This is a genomic window from Pseudomonas sp. WS 5411, assembly GCF_012985595.1.
GTDB lineage: Bacteria > Pseudomonadota > Gammaproteobacteria > Pseudomonadales > Pseudomonadaceae > Aquipseudomonas > Aquipseudomonas shahriarae.
The window spans coordinates 122,935-139,124 of record NZ_JAARMC010000009.1; the positions used below are offsets into that span (position 1 = coordinate 122,935).

Here is a 16,190-nt window from a genome sequence, read left to right on the forward strand (position 1 = left end):
ACTCAGAGATAAGAAAAGAACAAGCTGTCGAGCAGGCGCGACCACCCGGACACCAGCACGAACAACAACAACTTGAGGGGTAAGGAAATGGTCATGGGTGAGACCATCTGCATGCCCAGCGCCAGTAACAGGTTGGAAACAATCAGATCGATGACGATAAAAGGCACATAGATCAGGAAGCCGATCTCGAACCCTGCCTGCAACTGCGAAAGCACAAAAGCCGGGATCAGCAGCAACAGGTCATCGCGATGGGCGTTTTGCGCCATCTCCGGCGGCCACATGCGCGCGGTGTTTTCCACCAAATGGGTCAGGACGTCCGGGTCGGTGTTGCGGCTCATAAAGGTGCGCAGCGGCTTTATCGCCTCTAGCCCCGTTTCTTGCAGGCGCTGCACGCTGCTCATGTCCACGGGGAATTGCTTGGCATTCTGTGCCATTTCATATCCCACGGGCGCCATGACAAACAGGGTTGCCGCCAGCGCTATGCCGTTCAACGCCATGCTGGGCGGCACCTGCTGCACGCCAATCGCGTTGCGGGTGATCATCAGCACAATGACGATTTTCAGAAAGGCCGTGCAGACAATCAACAACATAGGCATCAACGACAATGCCGCGAGAAACAACGCCAGGACAATGGGGTCGATCCCCTGAAAAGTCATCGCGCGAAAATCACACGGGACAACTGCAAGCCGAGGCGTCCATCCACCTCCACCAACTGGCCCTGACCAATCGGTCGATCGCCGTAGTAAAGCCCTGCCATGCCCGGGGCGTAGCCCGCGATGCTCAACACCGCGCCGGGGGCCAGATTGCGCAGCTCCCCGAGGGTCAGGTTCAGGGTCCCACAGCGCACATTCAAGGCCATGCTCAACTCATCGAAAGGCTCATGGCCAAAAACATCTACCACGGGTTCATCAAGATCATGCTCGTCATACCCTGAGTAATGTTGTGCTGAAAGATCCTCGTCCACAGACGTCTCCTCGATAGATATAAGTGTCAGGCACACAGACCCCGATTCATCATCAAGGCGCCCATGCACGCGATGCCTTCCCATCCGCAACCGACCATTGCCGTGCACATCAAAAAAGGCCTGCTCCAGCATCACCACATCACCGACACGCAGGCTGCGAACCTGGGTCAGGGGTAGCTGCAAGCGCCCCAGCGTCACGGCAATCGCCAGTTGAAACGAGGCCGGTAATGGCTGGGCCGTCGGCTGCCAGTGCCCCGCCTCGCACAGCGCCAACAGACTTTCAGGGGTCAGCAACAGATACCCCACCACCCTGGAGGGCCCCAGCGTCACCGTAAGCCGGCAACCGAAATTCAGTTTTCCAGGAGGCGTGCGAAGGCGCAGGTAACCGAACAGCGCTCGCACCTGAGGGCTCAAGTGGTGCTGGAACAGCTCCCAGAACCAGGAATCCGGATCATTGCCAGCCTCTGCCAGCGTCACCGGGCACTCCCCCAGCAGGCTGAACATCGGCCCCGGCTCGCTGAAGGCCAGCAGGCCGCAAGCACTGTCGAAATACAGGGGGGCAGCGCTTCTGGGCGCGCGCCCGGGTTCCAGCAGCAACTCTCCCTGCTGGTCCTGGACCGTAAACCCCATGCGCAAGCCGCGCCCCAAACGAAGCCTCGCCGCCACCGTGCCGCTTTTGACCGATGGAATGACCAAGGTCGGCAAGATCATGCCGTCCCCACATGCACCAGATGCACATTGACCGGCTGGCCCAACCCTTCGGCCAAACGCTCCTCGCAGCACTGGCGCACGCCCCCCAGCCAACGGGCGGTCAGCTCCTGTTCTGCCGCCAACTCGATGCTCCAGGCCCCCTGTTCACGACGCACACTGGCATTGATCCGGCCCAGGCGCGGCAGATACAGCAACGCCTGCAGGGGCCACTGCACTCCCCCACGGATCTGGGGGAGCAACTGGCCGGTAATGGCTTCAATCATCAAGATATCGGCGGGCGCCGCAGCGCCCGTGCCCGATGGGCCGTAGCCGGCGCCCTCTTCGTTATCGCCAAGCAGATGAGTAAACAACTGCCCCAGCTCCCTGGCCATGCCGCCCACCATCACCGGCTCCCTGTCGTCCCGAGGCTCACACAGACGCGGGCGTTCGGGTTTGCTTGCTGGAACTTGCGTCATATTTCTTCCTGTATTGCTTCCTGAGCCAACAAAACGGACAACTCCTGAAGTTTCTCGACCTCTTTAAGGCATTGGCTCACCTGTTGCTGCGCACTGGCGACCTGCACCACCTGCTCCTCACGCCGGCCATGCAGCTCATGCAACTGCCCTTCTTCGCGCCGGGTTCCGGCGGACAAAGTGCGCTCCTGGGTCCCCCAGGACTTGAGCTGGGACAGCGAGAGCACCTGCCCCTGGTGCTTCTCCAACAGCTCTGCGGTTTTCTGGATTTCCTCCAGGCGGGTCTGCTCAAGGGCGTCCTGGGCCTGCTGGATTTGCGCCAACAAGGCCTGCTGGTGCCGCTTGGCCTCACGCAACGCGCGCTCGGCGCGGTCGGCGCGATGCCTGCGCAGACGCCGCAAGGTGTCGAGTTCAGAAAGGGACATGGGTGGTCAGGCTCATCAATTGATCGAGGGTCATCGGCATCGGTGCCGGCTCGCGCAAGTCCTGACGCAGGAAGCCATCCACCGCCTGGCGGCTGTCCACGGCCAGGTCCGTCAGGGCATCGTTGCCGGGCTGGTATTCCCCCAGCTTGAGCATCAGCTCGATCTGTTGGTACGCCGATAACAAGCGACGCAGTGCCGTCCCGGCCTGGATATGCGCGGGCTCGGCGACGTTGCTCAAAATCCGTGACAGGCTGGCCAGCACATCCACCGCCGGGTAGTGGCCGCGCTCGGCCAATTTGCGCGACAAGACGATATGGCCATCGAGCAGCGAGCGCACTTCATCGGCCACCGGATCGCTCATGGAGTCCTGCTCGATCAGCACCGTATAGATCGCCGTGATCACCCCCTCGCGGGTCAGCCCTGCGCGCTCTACCAGACGCGGCAGCAAGCTGTACACCGACGGCGGCAGGCCGCCACGCCCCAGCGGTTCGCCGGCAGCCAGGCCGATTTCGCGCTGGGCCCGGGCAAAACGGGTCAGGGAGTCGATCAGCAACAGAACCCGCTTGCCCTTGCGTCGGTAGCCTTCGGCCAGTGCCGTGGCGGTGAAGGCAGCCCGGGCGCGCTCCATGCTTGAACGGTCGGACGTCGCACACACCAGCACCGCCTTGGCCCGCAGTTGCTCATCCAGTTCATGATCGAGAAACTCGCGCAACTCGCGGCCCCGCTCGCCAATCAGGCCGAACACAATCACATCACAGTCGACGTTACGGGCGATCTCCGCGAGCAAGGTGGTCTTGCCACAGCCGGCCCCCGCGAACAGGCCAACGCGCTGGCCTTCACCCAGGGTCAGCAGGCCGTCGATCGAACGCACCCCGGTGGACAATGCGCGGTGGATCCGCGGCCGCTCGGTGGGCAACGGCGCCTCGCACAACACCAGGCTGGTATCGTGGGCGTGCGCCTCGACAAAGGCGCTGGCCCCCTCCCCCGTAATCGGGCGGCCAAAGCCGTCCAACACCTGGCCCAACAGGTCATCGCCGACCCGCACCCGATGCGCAACCCCCAACTGCTCGACACTGGCCCCCACGCGCACGCCTTCCAGGTTACCCAGGGCACTGAGCACCGCATCCTGCTGATCGAAACCGATAATTTCGGCCAGCATGTAGTCGCCCGTGGACTTTTCCACCTGGCACAAATCGCCAATACGCGCGTCGGGCAAGCGGCATTGCAGCAACATGCCGTTGACCCGCTGAATACGCCCACGTACCGAGACCGGCGCAAAATTGGCCAGGGCCTGTGATCGGTCCTGCTGCCAGGCCTCCAGGCGTGCCTGCAGCTCGCCACTCACCAGCGCACCTCATAGCGCTGCACGCCGTCGAACACCACCTTGCTGTTATCAATCAGGACCAGCCGCAAGCCATCCACTTCATCCCCGACAAACAGCCGGCTGCCTTCATCCAGGACCACATGCCCGTTGGGCCCGCCGACGATCTGCAGGATCTTGAAAGGGAACACGGCGCTGCGCTCTTTGACCCGGCTGATCACCGGCACGGAGGTCTCGAACTGCTCGCCAAAACGACTGAGCATGCGCGACACCACTCCCACCTCGTCCAGGGAAACGTCACCGTCCAGAGCCACCTGGCCATTGATCACCTGCAGGCGGATCCGATTACCCAGCTCACGCTCGTTGAGCATTTTCAGCAGTTGCTGGCGGACTTCGTAGGGTGAGTCCAGCTCGTTTTTTTGACTTTTCACCGGCATCAACGATGCCTGTGCCTCGTGGTCGCCCGTGGTGGCCAGGCCCACCGCCGTAATGATGACGGCAATCACCAGCACCAGGCTGAGCATGCGCTTCTGTTGCGGCCCGGAAATCGAGGACAACGTTAATGCCGGCACCGCCTGGCCGGCCGGCCTGGACGCAGGCGCATCGGCAGCAGGCATCGCTGCTTGCGGCCAAGGCTGGTCGGCCAGGGTGACACACAGGCGAACATTGCCAATCGTAAAAGGACTACCCAGTGCCAGGTCGGCAATCTGCGCCAGAAGCCGACCGTCGCCGGCCCGCACCAGCCCTTCTTCGGCCTGCACCGACCAGCGCTGCTCGATACAACGCAACAGCACATGCCGCTCGGCAATACCTTCGTCATACAGCGAAAGATCAGCATCCGGGTGGGCCCCAATCAGCCATTGCCCGCCAAACAGCGGCAGCGCAGCCCCCTGGTGCAGACCATCAAGCACGCGCAATTCAAACATCATCGAGCCTCATCACCGCTGGAACGACATTGGCCCGCGCAAGACTCACCAACGCCCTCATGCCACCTCCTCGCGCATCAGATCGTCCCGGGCCAGATCAAAACGCCCCAGCACCTTGACCTTGGATGAAGCACTCAGCTCGGCGAACGACAGGACCGGCACATGGTTGAACTCTTCCAACAGCAGGGTGCGCAAGGGGCTGCGCAAGTCCTGCGCCACCAGCAGCACGCTCTTGCTCTTGGGGCGCACGGCAAAGGCTTGCTTGAGCAGGCTGACCAGCGCCGCACTGCTTTCGTGATCCAGGGAAAAGAACACCCCCGTCTGGGTCTGGCGCAGGGCATCGCGCAATACGTTTTCGGTGTGGGGCGACAGCAGCCAGGCATGCAGGCCGTCGACTTCGCTGTATTGGTGGAGAATCTGCGACTTGAGGGCTATGCGTGCATAGTCAGCCAGGGCATCCGGCTCACGCTCATGCTGACCGTGTTCGATCAGCGCCTCGACAATCAGCCGCACCGCCCGTAGGGGTACGCCCTCACCGGCCAGGCGCTGCAACACCGATGAAAACCGCGACAGCGGCATGATCCGCTGCAGCTCCTGCACCAGCTCCGGCTGGTTGAACTCCAGCCAACTGAGAATCGCCTTGCTCTCCTGAATCCCGAGAAACTGCGGGCCGCTGAGCAACATCGCCCGGGTCATCCGCTCCTGGAGCAAGCTGTACGCCGTCGAGCGCGCCAGGTGTTCGTCCGCCAGCACCGGGTCATCGGGGGTGAACCAGACCCAGTCCTGTTCATCACGCTCCACCAGGCCCCTGCTGCCGCTTTCAGGCTCGGCCGACAGTGCCGCCAGCTCCACGCCGACCCAGTGACCTAGGGTGGCCTTCAATATGGGCACTTCATGCACGCAGAAGCGAAACTCATCGTCGGCCAGCGTAGGCGCAAACTCGACTTCAAACGGCGGCAGCGTCAAGCCGATCTGGGTCACCAGGCTATTGCGGCTCTGGCGCACCCCGTGGATCACTTCAGTGACCAGCGGGCTATCCTGCAGGGCCGGCGGAAACTGCAACAGGTAAGGCCGCGACGGATCGAAACCACGCAAGTCCTCCAGCCCGTTCTGCTCCGGCGGGAGGGTATCGGCGACCGGTTCCTGCGCCTGCTGCTCACGCTGACGCTGGCGCGTAAGGTAATAACCCAGGCTGCCGGTCATCAGCGAAATAAGGATAAACACCACCGTGGGCATCCCCGGCAGCGTCGCGAACGCGAGCATGCCCACCGAGGCGATCATCCAGCTCTTGGGCTCACTGGTCATTTGCCGGGCAATCTCGGCGCCCATGTTGTTGCTGCCTTTGTTGCGACCGGACGGCGCCACACGGGTGATGATCATGCCGGCCGTCAGCGAGATCAGCAGGGCCGGGATCTGCGCGATCAAGCCGTCACCAATGGTCAGTACCGAGTACAACGCCATGGAGTCGCCGGCGCTCATGCCATGCTGGAACATGCCGGTGGCAAAACCGCCCAGCAAGTTGATCACCACAATGATCAGCCCGGCGATAGCGTCCCCCTTGACGAACTTCATCGCCCCGTCCATGGCCCCGAACAACTGGCTTTCACGGGACAGTTGCTCACGCTTGTCCCGGGCCTGGTTGCCATCAATCAGGCCGGCACGCAGGTCACTGTCAATGGACATTTGCTTGCCGGGCATGGCATCGAGGCTGAAACGCGCGGCCACTTCCGCAACCCGTTCCGAGCCCTTGGTGATCACCAGGAAGTTCACCAGGGTCAGGATCATAAAGATCACCAACCCCACCGCCAGGTTGCCGCCCACCACAAAGTTGCCGAACGCCTCGACAATGTCACCGGCGTCCTGCTCCAGCAGGATCAGACGCGTGGTGGCAATCGACAACGCCAGGCGAAACATCGTGGTCAGCAGCAGGATCGACGGAAACGAGGAAAAGGCCAGCGGCCCCGGCAGGTACAACGCCAACACGATCAGCAGGCACGAAATACAGATATTGACCGCAATCAGGATATCCACCAGCCAGGTGGGCAACGGCACGATAAAGATAAACACAATGGCCATGACGACCACCGCGCCCAGCACCTCGGCACGCTGTGCAACCTTCAACAGCACCCCGTTGATTGCCCGCAACGCACTCATGCCTTGAGCCCTGGCCACGTGTGGGTATGTCGCGCGCCTCGCTCCTGCATGGCGTATTCAAGCAGCACCTGCTTGTAGCTGTTCACGGCCTCTTCGCGCCGTCTTGCATCGCACCACCAGGCCAGGGGCAAGGCTTTGAGCTCGGGAAAAAAGGCGCCGAGGGAACTCAACTGGTGAGACAGCTCACTCCCCCCCAGGTCCCTGGCCAGGTGCTTGATTTCGTGGGGCGTAAGACCATTGGCCGCATACCCCAGCAAGCGCTGCAACAGACCCAGCGGATCCAGATGCAGTTCGGGGTACAACAGCAGGGAGCGCCCGATCAGCTCCTTGCAGCGCGCGAGCACACCGCTCAGCCGGCTGCAGTCGTTCAGGCCCAACAGCAAAGTGCGCAACTGGCCCCGATCGACCGACGAGGTCTGCGCGGCAATATCATCGGCCAGGGCCCGGCGGATCAGCTTCAGCCCCGTCTCGAAGTCACCTTCACCATACAGCCCCAGCAGCGACTGCATCAGGGTCGCCAGCGATTGGGTCGTGACCACGCTGGTGTAATACAGGCTGCGCACCGCCTGGCGCATCTGTGGGTCATCGCTGCCGGCCTGCAGCGCCATCGCCGTGTTCAGGCCCGCCTGGATCTGCGGCTGGTAGTGGTTCTCCAGATCAGTCAGGGAACTGCGTGCCAGGCTAGCCTCCGCAGTACGCCCCTCAGCATCCGCCTGGAGCGCCACGTGCTTGAGCACCACATAGGCCCGCGCCGGGTCGTTGCCGGTGATCTGCATGATTTTGCCGACGCCGGCGCGGAACAGCAATTGCCCCCTGACATTACGGGCAATGGTCGCCATTTTCGCCTGGGCCGGATGACCCAGTTGCTCATAGAGCTGGACCAACTGCTCGGCCGGAGGCGTACGCAAGCCCAGTTGACGCTCGCTCAGGGACGTGGCGTTGCGTGCGACCTCCTGGCTGAACATCTCACTGAAATCGTCAGCGATGGGGGCGTTTATCTGCGACGACGGCCCACTCTCGAACCGTGTAGATGCCGGCTGATTCAACTGCGGGTGATTTTGCACATCAAGGTTGGGATCGACTTTCATGGGAGTGCCAGGACAAGAGATTCGTATCCTTGTGTGGCTACAGCACCCGATACAGTTCCATCTTCGCCGTCATTTCCCAGGGCAATGAAAATACCTGCACAAACTCATGATGCTTTGTGCAAGGCCTTGCATGAAAAACACCTAAAACAAGATATTTCCTTATATTTATCAACCAGATAGAGACTTTCCGCGCTTGGCACAAGCGGTGCTAACAGGGTTCTCGTCGAAACCATTTCGACTGCTTCTACCCTGAGGAAAAATCATGGATATCCCTATCAGTGTTTTAGTTAATTTACCCCGTGACCCTAGCCAATCCATCCAAGATCTGTCCGACGACCACCACAAGCGCCTGCGCCGGTTCATTCATAAACGCGTACTGAACCCAGAGGATGCGGACGACATCCTGCAACTGACGTATCTGGAGGCCTGGCGCAACCGCCATCACTTCAGCGCGCAGGCGTCACTGAGCACCTGGATGTGCGGGATCGCGCTGAACTTGATCCGCAATCACTTCCGCCGCCTCTATGCCAAGCCGGTGCATTGCGAGTTCGACGAAGCGCTCTCCCATGGGCAGAACGAAGAACAGGATCTGGCGCGCCAATTTGAGATCAGCCGCCGCCTGGAAAATACTCTGAGTGCCATCCAGCACCTGCCCCTGGAAATGCGCAATACCTTGTATGCCTCATTGGAAACCGACGGCAGCTACCAGGACACCGCCGACGCCCTGGCGATCCCGATTGGTACCGTCCGCTCCCGACTGTCCCGGGCGCGGGAACAGCTCAAACGCGCGACAAAGTCTCACCCCTACCAGTAGGAAAGGTGTTGCCCAGGGATAGGGCAAACCTTACGGCTTTACGCTTTTTTCGTGCGAGGCAACAGAATCGCCAGCACCCCGAGCAATGGCAGGAACGAGCACAACGTGTACACGTACTCGATGCCATGAATATCCGCCAGATGCCCCAGCAACGCCGCGCCTATCCCGCCAAACCCAAACATCAGGCCAAAGAACACCCCGGCGATCATCCCTACGTTGCCCGGTACCAATTCCTGCGCGTACACCACAATCGCCGAGAACGCCGAGGCCAGGATAAAACCGATCACCACACTGAGCACGCTGGTCCAGAACAGGTCGACATGGGGCAACAGCAAGGTGAACGGCGCCACACCGAGGATCGAGAACCAGATCACCGCCTTACGGCCGATCTTGTCGCCAATCGGCCCGCCAAAGAACGTACCCGCCGCCACCGCGCCGAGGAACAGGAACAGATGCAACTGGGAACTGGCCACCGACAGGTCGAACTTCTCGATCAGGTAAAAGGTGAAGTAGCTGGTGAAACTGGCCATGTAGAAGTACTTGGAGAACACCAACAGCCCCAGCACCACCAGCGCGCCGAGCACACGGTTTTTCGACAGGCCATGGGTGGCGGCCTGGCCTTGCTTGAGCTTGAACAGGTTCAAATGGTTGCGGTACCAGCGGCTGATCGCATACAGCACGCCCAGGGCAAACACCGCGAACAAGCCGAACCAGGCGACATTGCCCTGGCCGAACGGAATGATGATCGCCGCCGCCAGCAACGGGCCAAACGCCGAACCCACGTTACCGCCCACCTGGAAGGTCGACTGCGCCAGGCCATAACGCCCACCCGAGGCCAGGCGCGCCACGCGGGACGCCTCCGGGTGGAAGGTCGAGGAGCCAATACCGATCAACGCCGCCGCCAGCAGAATCAGCGGGAAACTGCCGACCTGGGACATCATCAAAATCCCCACCAGCGTACAGATCATCCCGCAGGGCAACAGGAACGGCTTGGGATGACGGTCGGTGTAATACCCCACCCACGGCTGCAGCAGCGAGGCCGTGAGCTGGAACGTCAGGGTAATCAGGCCGACCTGGGTAAAGGTCAGGCCATAGCTTTGCTTGAGCATCGGGTAGATCGACGGCAACACCGCCTGAATCAAGTCATTGATCAAGTGCGCCAGCGCCACGGCGCCGATGATACGCATGACCAACGGGCTGGATTGCGCCGCGGCCGGCGCCGTAGCCACTGAAGGCTGGGAATTGGTAAGGGCCATGAGGAACGTTTCCGTACAGCAGATGGATGCACAGGTGCAGGTGTGACAATGTGCCACTTAATGGGGCAGGAAGGCTATCCCGTTAGCAGGCTAACGAGTAGGTGAATCGTTGCAGCGAACACCAGCCAGGCGCCGAACGCGCCACAAATCAAATGTGTGCGGGCTTGTGTGGGAGCCGGGCTTGCCCGCGATGCAGGCAACTCGGTGTATCAGATGCCATCGCAGGCAAGCCCCACACTCAGATGTTCGCGGCCTGGTGAAGTGCACAAATCCCCAGCCACTGGTCGCCTCACCCGGTGTTTTTCCTTAAACAGTTGATAGCGTAGATAAATTTTCAAAAAAAGCGCTTGACGCATTCCCGTTCTACGCGAATAATGCGCGCCACTTGGCTACATAGCTCAGTTGGTTAGAGCATAGCATTCATAATGCTGGGGTCCGGGGTTCAAGTCCCTGTGTAGCCACCAAGTACCGGTTTACAGATGTCTACATGAGTCTCTAAACCACCTCAAGAAGCCCGCCTCGTGCGGGCTTTCTTGTTTCTGGCTATCTCTCCTTGTATCCCCCTATACCTTCCCCCGTGTATCCCCCTGTGTATCCTCGACAAATAATTGAACCGAGGGGATACAAGCCCAAATGAAGCGATCCGAGATAAAACGCCGCCCCCTTTCCGATACCGCATTGGCCGGCCTGGAGCCAGATGCCAACGAGTATCGCGAACTAGACGGGAGCGGCCTTTATTTCCGCGTGAAGCCTGATGGCCAAAAGTCCTGGCAGCTTCGCTACAAGAAGCCCGACGGCAAATGGTCATGGCTTGGGCTTGGCGGTTAGGGGATGAGGATCACGCGTCTTACCTCGTTGACATGAACCGCTACAGCGAGGGTGGCGACGAGGGGCGCCGCTGGATTGAGTCGCATGTCACCCCACCAACTCAGTTCCTCCAGTTCGCGCAAGGGCAGGTGAACGTCCGGACTTCGCACAGTGGCGGAACCATTACTCGTACCGAGTATATTTCGCCTAGCTCGTTAGAGCAGATGTTAGGACTGGCGCGCTGTGCAGAGTGGGTGGAACGGCTCGATTCAATCGAACTGAACGAAACCGAATCCCAAACTTTGGCAATGGTCAGGGATGCACTCGCTCGACATGCGCAAGGTGGTACTACAGATGGAGAGGATTGATTAGCTCGGCCAGGCGCTTGGTGGCCGCCCCTCCCCGCGCCGCCCCAATATCAAGTTTTGCCAAGTGGCCGGCGTGAACCTGATGGGGCGGTATCCAATCTGGTATCCACCGTTTGATGATGCCGTAACCACTCTGGTAACCACCAAGAGTAACCACCTCCCCTGGTTACAACCTCTCAAACGCACATGCGTCGAGCAATCCTGATGCATCCCAACATGCAACCGACGGGAAAACCCAGTTCTTGAAAATTAACAGCCAGCGGTTATAAGCATCGATATCGGCAAAAAACGTTCACCAGGCCGCGTATAAAAAATAAGGCAGTCGCGTTTTAGTTTTTATCAGGGTCAATAGTCTTCCAGAATTTTGTCCAACGAGTCAGCAAATATTTTATAAACTGCCTTGCTCGGTAACCAGTGAGAATTTACACCAATTTCAGACTGTAGCTTTTTTGTACGCTCGCTGCTTTCATTCGAGATGAAGTACTCAAACGAACAGCGTGCAATCTCTAATGCAAGATCTGAGTAATGCTCGACATTGACTTCGCAGTTTGTGCCTAGCAAATATTGGCCCGAGGATAAAGGCAAGATTACAGCTATTAACTCATCAGATTTATCAAGAAAGGGTTTGAATTTTCGTTGTCCCGCAACATGAAACAGTACGATGGAATCTCCGAGCGGCAGATTTGCGTCAAGGTAGTTCTGAACGGAGTAACCTAAGATTGAGTATCTGCTGACTCTTTTCTTAGGTGCAATAGATTCGTTGAGCATCTGAATATGGCCGCTCTTTATGGCGCCAGCGATCATTGCAGGCATCGTATGCCGCTGTTCATATATTGCATTTGACACACTACGGGCGATATTTTTCTGGCACTCCCGTAGGCCCTCAGGATTGGTCTTTATAATTTGCTTAAATGTTTTCCTTGAAATTCCAGCTTTCATCAATGATTTCTGAAATGTCGCAGAATTAGGCGACATAATCTTAGGTAGTAGCTCCTGCAAAAACTCCACGTTAGTAAATGTATTTACTAACGTGTCCATCAACTCTGAAAACAATATGTTTGCGTTAGATCTCAGATGCTGATTTCGAACTTCAAAGTGAGCAAGCATTTCAGCAATACTCGTTGTTTCTTCTTCGCTTATCAATCCGACGCGTAGCTTGTCAACGAGAGGTGAAAAACTATCCTGCTCCTCTTTAGATATTTTGTCATCCAGCTCAGTTTCCGCTGACATGGAGTAGAACAAGGTCTCAATACCAACATTTTTTATATTCGGCTGAAATGGCTGTAAGCCCTTTGTAAAAGTCCAGCAATAAACATCTTTGCTAGTGCTCCGACTTGCAAAGCCTTTCTGTAAAAACCTAGGAATGAAATGGTGTCTTGACCCTGACATTTTAGCCTCCTCCACTGAGATAAGAGAGTTTAGCGCGCTATTGATTTTTTGCTTTGCAGCCGACGCATTGAAATTGAACCAGTCCTGAATTTTTCCACTAATCTGAAGGGCTACCTCATGCCCAAAAAAACGGCCTGGTACCATTTCCAGCAAGGCGGCCCAGACATCATCAGGGCTCTGCACCTATGCTTCACGGGTAAGAACTCACTACCGGCCTTCGCTAACATCCGCCAACCTTGACAATTGTTAACAGGGTGACGGGTTGGCCAACCTCCCCTGGGGCTAACTTTTGCTAACAGGCCGCGATCACTATCAAGGGCTCCAGGCCGATCCAATGTCAACATTTGTCAACATGGAGCCAGGCCCCGCATTCGATCCAATGTCAGATTTTGACAGGTTTTAGAGTCATAGAAGGCTTTAAGTAAAGAACAGCTACAGCATGAACCTCACAAAGCACCGCCGTTACTCTGCAGTTGAATATTCATAATTTGATATGTGCCGAAGCTTCAGTTTCCTGCCGTCGGTTGGATATGTCAGTGCATTGAGAATTGACTCATGCGGTACCGCGACCCCATATCCCAGAGCATCAATCTTCCGCGAATCATCAATTGCCATCGGTATCTGTACCAACATCCCCATCACAAGTCCACGTGCATTCAAGATAGGACCGCCACTATTACCGCCTTTCACTCGAGCATTAAAAAGAATAAAATCTTGCTTATCCAGATATGAAGTTGCCTCAGAAACAATTCGCCCTTTGGAGTACCTCACATACGAATTTATCTCAGATTTGTCATAAACCCTAACAGCATCAAAACCTGGAATTGGTGGAAACCCTATAGATAAAACCTCATTTAGTATTTCAGATCTTCCAGTACGAAGAGCAGTGAGATTATTCGATTCAGCAAAAGTAACTTCCAATACTGCAATATCGATGTTTTCATCGAGCGACACATATATATTATGGATTTCGACACCACTGCCATTAGGCCCTAACACCCTCAGACGGGTCATATTCTCCACGACATGTCTAGCGGTCAATATTGTATGGTGATTACCCAACAAAAACGCGCTACCAAGGTCCTCATCACCCGAAGTCTTCTCTACTATGATGGGCAGAACAGAATGGCCAAGTTTTTTAGCAATTTCTCCGAAACCCTCAGCGAGAAAATCATATTCGCCATATGCGGCCTGAATTTCATTGTAATTTACTGCGGCATAAACCCTTTCATACGTATTGCTTCCGGAACTTAGTTCCAAAAGAACTCCAGCGCGCACAAGATTCTCACATGACAAGACTAGGTGAGCGACGTCCAAATGATTTTCCCACTCATCATTTAACTGACAAAGCATTCCTAGGTTCTTCGCAGAACCCAGGTTATCAACATCAACTGCAAAAAACTTAACAATCTCCGTTCCAGTTGCATAAATTGCATTTTCGATTTTTGTATACATACCCACTCCAAAATTATCAAAATAGCACTTCTCAAAAAACTCTATATAGCGATATTGCCTTAAGCAGAGATTGCTCTCCCCTAGTCAGTTGCATATCAAAATACTGTTTGCAGAAACGCCCATATGAAATACAGGTCATCATGACCTATCAGCGTGCTTTCACGCACGCCCATCGCGCACTAGGCTAATCCAGGAAGCGCCTCTCCCACTAGCAAAGTTCACGCAGGATATTCGTGCGCCGAGGGTCGCACGAGGCCCCGGTCAATTAGTAGGCGCTCCGGCACCAGCGAAGTCCCTTCATTTGAAATGCACGGCAACTGCGCAATTGCGCACAGGAAGTACGCAGCTCGGTACGCACGGTTGGTACGCATTCTGGGTACGTACTGGCAGTAAATTCGCACTGAGGTTCGCACCTCTGGTTCGCACCCTCTTACGCGAACCTGGTGCGAACCAGGCAGCTGGCCTGTTATCAAAAGTTATGGTTGCCACGCGCTGGCTTCCACTGTGGTTTCCAGGGTTTTGCAGTGGTTTCCACTGGCAACCTGAGCTGAAAACTAGATTACTCGTGAGGGTTCTGTGCAGAACTAGCATTCGTATGGGAATCAAACAGCTAATGTCACTGGCAAAAATCTGGGTAATGCGTTTTGGTTCCTTTGCACCGAGGGAAACGCTTGCAGCCCCAAAACTTCCCGCCTGCATTCTTGCCTACCCTGGCGGTTCTTACTGACATACCTCCACCACAAATTGGGCATTTAACTTTGGGCGAACTCTTGGGGTGAACTGCCTTCGGGCGCGGAACTGGGCTATTCGCTGGCGGCGGGATAACCTTCACATTGATATTCGGGATTCCGGTGGCGGTGGCGGTGGCGGTGGCGGTGGTTGGAATTTCGCTGTTAGCTCGAAGCCTGGCTAACCATTTTTCCCTACCAGCGCTGTATGCGACCACTGCCCAGACAGTCGCACCAATGCTAAGCACGAATTTTATAGCACCGACTGTTCGATCAACCCCGCCATGGGAGGAGCATGCTCCTCGCCGACCTATCGACGCAGAAGCCCAGCCGTCACTACATACGGCTCCTCCAAGAAGAATCGACAACAAAATCATCGACCCTAAAAAGACGATAATTCCCACAAGCCAGGTCCGGTCCTTGGAATACAAAATCAGGTCCCTCATCACACATAATCGGGATCGGGCGTATTGACCCGAACAAGTTTGGCGTTTTGATATCACATCGAATTTGATTGGTCACCAATAGCTGTCTCGACCATGCTCGCCGTGAGTGTTGAATTCAACACACCTTGTAGATTCCGACTCGCTGGTACCGGCTATTACTTTGACCACGCTTTGACGGAATGTAAGACAGACGTGAGACGGAATCCAAGCAGGGAGGGCGTCTGAGGCTTGCTCCATGCGGGGGCCGTCAAAGAACCGGGCTTTGCCATCTCATACTCCTGACAGCCCCCAGACAGTTTTCCAGGCACCCGTGCTACGCTTCCTCGAAACACGGAGAGCCACCATGACGGATACCAAACTGATCGCCAGCCTGTTCGACCGCCTCAATCAGAACCAGCTCGCCTTGGGTGCCGTGGTGGAGGAGCTTTCCAACTAGGTCGAGCAGCAAGGATCGGCGGATATCGCCAACAACGTGCGCGGCGCACTGGAAACCCTCGACGAGAACCTAGTGTTTATTCGCCCGGGCATTGCTGAGCTAACTGTCGCCGGCAGTCTTGGCCAGTCGTGACGCTGGATAGGATTCAGGCCTTAAATATGGAATGCCTTCACTGCTCAGATACAACATTTCGGTACGGGGAAACCGGATAGACCCATCCCGTTTGTATACCCATACTTCAGGGCTTCCTGATTCAATCATCATGTCCACCCGCCCACAACGCACCATGGGAGCAAGACGGTCTTCAGGCGAACAGCCAACTCAGCGGGCGTCCATGAACGCCATAGCTCTTGATCCGGCGCCAAGGCCCTATCCGTCATCATCTGATCTCCGATCGTTCTGAGCATTACGCTGCCCAAGGACAGGTTTCGACCTGAAAAAACGTTAAGT

The 16,190-nt window shown here is 56.9% G+C and carries 12 protein-coding genes, 1 tRNA gene and 2 pseudogenes; 4 read left to right on the top strand and 11 right to left on the bottom strand.

Annotation, left to right across the window (positions count from 1 at the left end; genetic code table 11):
* Window positions 1–2: 2 nt before the first annotated feature.
* From sctR to sctW, 8 genes are read right to left on the bottom strand one after another with little or no spacing between them, the layout of a single operon-like run.
* The gene (gene sctR / locus HBR93_RS15115; protein ID WP_057958284.1) at window positions 3–656 is read right to left on the bottom strand and encodes a type III secretion system export apparatus subunit SctR; all 654 of its coding nucleotides are present in this window, start codon (window positions 654–656) and stop codon (window positions 3–5) included.
* Complete coding sequence (locus HBR93_RS15120; RefSeq protein WP_115127422.1) at window positions 653–1,675, bottom strand: FliM/FliN family flagellar motor switch protein; 1,023 nt, start codon at window positions 1,673–1,675, stop codon at window positions 653–655. The genes sctR and HBR93_RS15120 overlap by 4 nt, the downstream gene beginning before the upstream one ends.
* Window positions 1,672–2,130, bottom strand: coding sequence for a type III secretion system HrpP C-terminal domain-containing protein (locus tag HBR93_RS15125; RefSeq protein WP_169960590.1), 459 nt, complete (start codon window positions 2,128–2,130; stop codon window positions 1,672–1,674). The genes HBR93_RS15120 and HBR93_RS15125 overlap by 4 nt, the downstream gene beginning before the upstream one ends.
* Window positions 2,127–2,552, bottom strand: a complete 426-nt coding sequence (locus tag HBR93_RS15130; protein WP_115127420.1) for a YscO family type III secretion system apparatus protein — start codon at window positions 2,550–2,552, stop codon at window positions 2,127–2,129. The genes HBR93_RS15125 and HBR93_RS15130 overlap by 4 nt, the downstream gene beginning before the upstream one ends.
* A complete protein-coding gene (locus HBR93_RS15135; RefSeq protein WP_057958280.1) occupies window positions 2,539–3,897 on the bottom strand; it encodes a FliI/YscN family ATPase in 1,359 nt (452 codons plus the stop codon). The genes HBR93_RS15130 and HBR93_RS15135 overlap by 14 nt, the downstream gene beginning before the upstream one ends.
* Window positions 3,894–4,799 carry an FHA domain-containing protein gene (locus tag HBR93_RS15140; RefSeq protein ID WP_169960619.1) on the bottom strand — a complete coding sequence of 302 codons (906 nt, stop codon included), beginning with the start codon at window positions 4,797–4,799 and terminating at the stop codon, window positions 3,894–3,896. The genes HBR93_RS15135 and HBR93_RS15140 overlap by 4 nt, the downstream gene beginning before the upstream one ends.
* Before the next feature lie 57 nt (window positions 4,800–4,856).
* A complete protein-coding gene (gene sctV / locus HBR93_RS15145) occupies window positions 4,857–6,953 on the bottom strand; it encodes a type III secretion system export apparatus subunit SctV (protein WP_169960593.1) in 2,097 nt (698 codons plus the stop codon).
* Window positions 6,950–8,041, bottom strand: coding sequence for a type III secretion system gatekeeper subunit SctW (gene sctW / locus HBR93_RS15150; protein ID WP_169960599.1), 1,092 nt, complete (start codon window positions 8,039–8,041; stop codon window positions 6,950–6,952). Before sctW ends, sctV begins: the two co-directional genes overlap by 4 nt.
* Before the next feature lie 262 nt (window positions 8,042–8,303).
* Here sctW and HBR93_RS15155 point away from each other — a divergent pair, with 262 nt between their 5' ends.
* Complete coding sequence (locus HBR93_RS15155; RefSeq protein WP_057437724.1) at window positions 8,304–8,855, top strand: RNA polymerase sigma factor; 552 nt, start codon at window positions 8,304–8,306, stop codon at window positions 8,853–8,855.
* 38 nt (window positions 8,856–8,893) lie between these two features.
* Here HBR93_RS15155 and HBR93_RS15160 read toward each other — a convergent pair whose 3' ends face one another.
* Window positions 8,894–10,111: an MFS transporter gene (locus HBR93_RS15160; protein WP_169960600.1), complete on the bottom strand. Its 1,218-nt coding sequence runs from the start codon at window positions 10,109–10,111 to the stop codon at window positions 8,894–8,896.
* Between the two features lie 387 nt (window positions 10,112–10,498).
* Here HBR93_RS15160 and HBR93_RS15165 point away from each other — a divergent pair.
* Window positions 10,499–10,575, top strand: a tRNA-Met gene (locus HBR93_RS15165).
* 169 nt (window positions 10,576–10,744) lie between these two features.
* Window positions 10,745–10,936 (top strand): annotated as a pseudogene (locus HBR93_RS15170) (Arm DNA-binding domain-containing protein); the annotation flags it as partial.
* A 695-nt stretch (window positions 10,937–11,631) separates the two neighbouring features.
* On the opposite strand, the gene HBR93_RS15175 reads toward HBR93_RS15170, so the two are convergent.
* Window positions 11,632–12,858 carry a DUF4238 domain-containing protein gene (locus tag HBR93_RS15175; protein WP_169960601.1) on the bottom strand — a complete coding sequence of 409 codons (1,227 nt, stop codon included), beginning with the start codon at window positions 12,856–12,858 and terminating at the stop codon, window positions 11,632–11,634.
* Window positions 12,859–13,137: 279 nt separating this feature from the next.
* The gene (locus tag HBR93_RS15180) at window positions 13,138–14,130 is read right to left on the bottom strand and encodes a serine protease (RefSeq protein ID WP_169960603.1); all 993 of its coding nucleotides are present in this window, start codon (window positions 14,128–14,130) and stop codon (window positions 13,138–13,140) included.
* 1,517 nt (window positions 14,131–15,647) lie between these two features.
* On the opposite strand from HBR93_RS15180, the pseudogene HBR93_RS15190 reads away from it, so the two are divergent.
* Window positions 15,648–15,872 (top strand): annotated as a pseudogene (locus HBR93_RS15190) (hypothetical protein).
* Window positions 15,873–16,190: the final 318 nt, after the last annotated feature.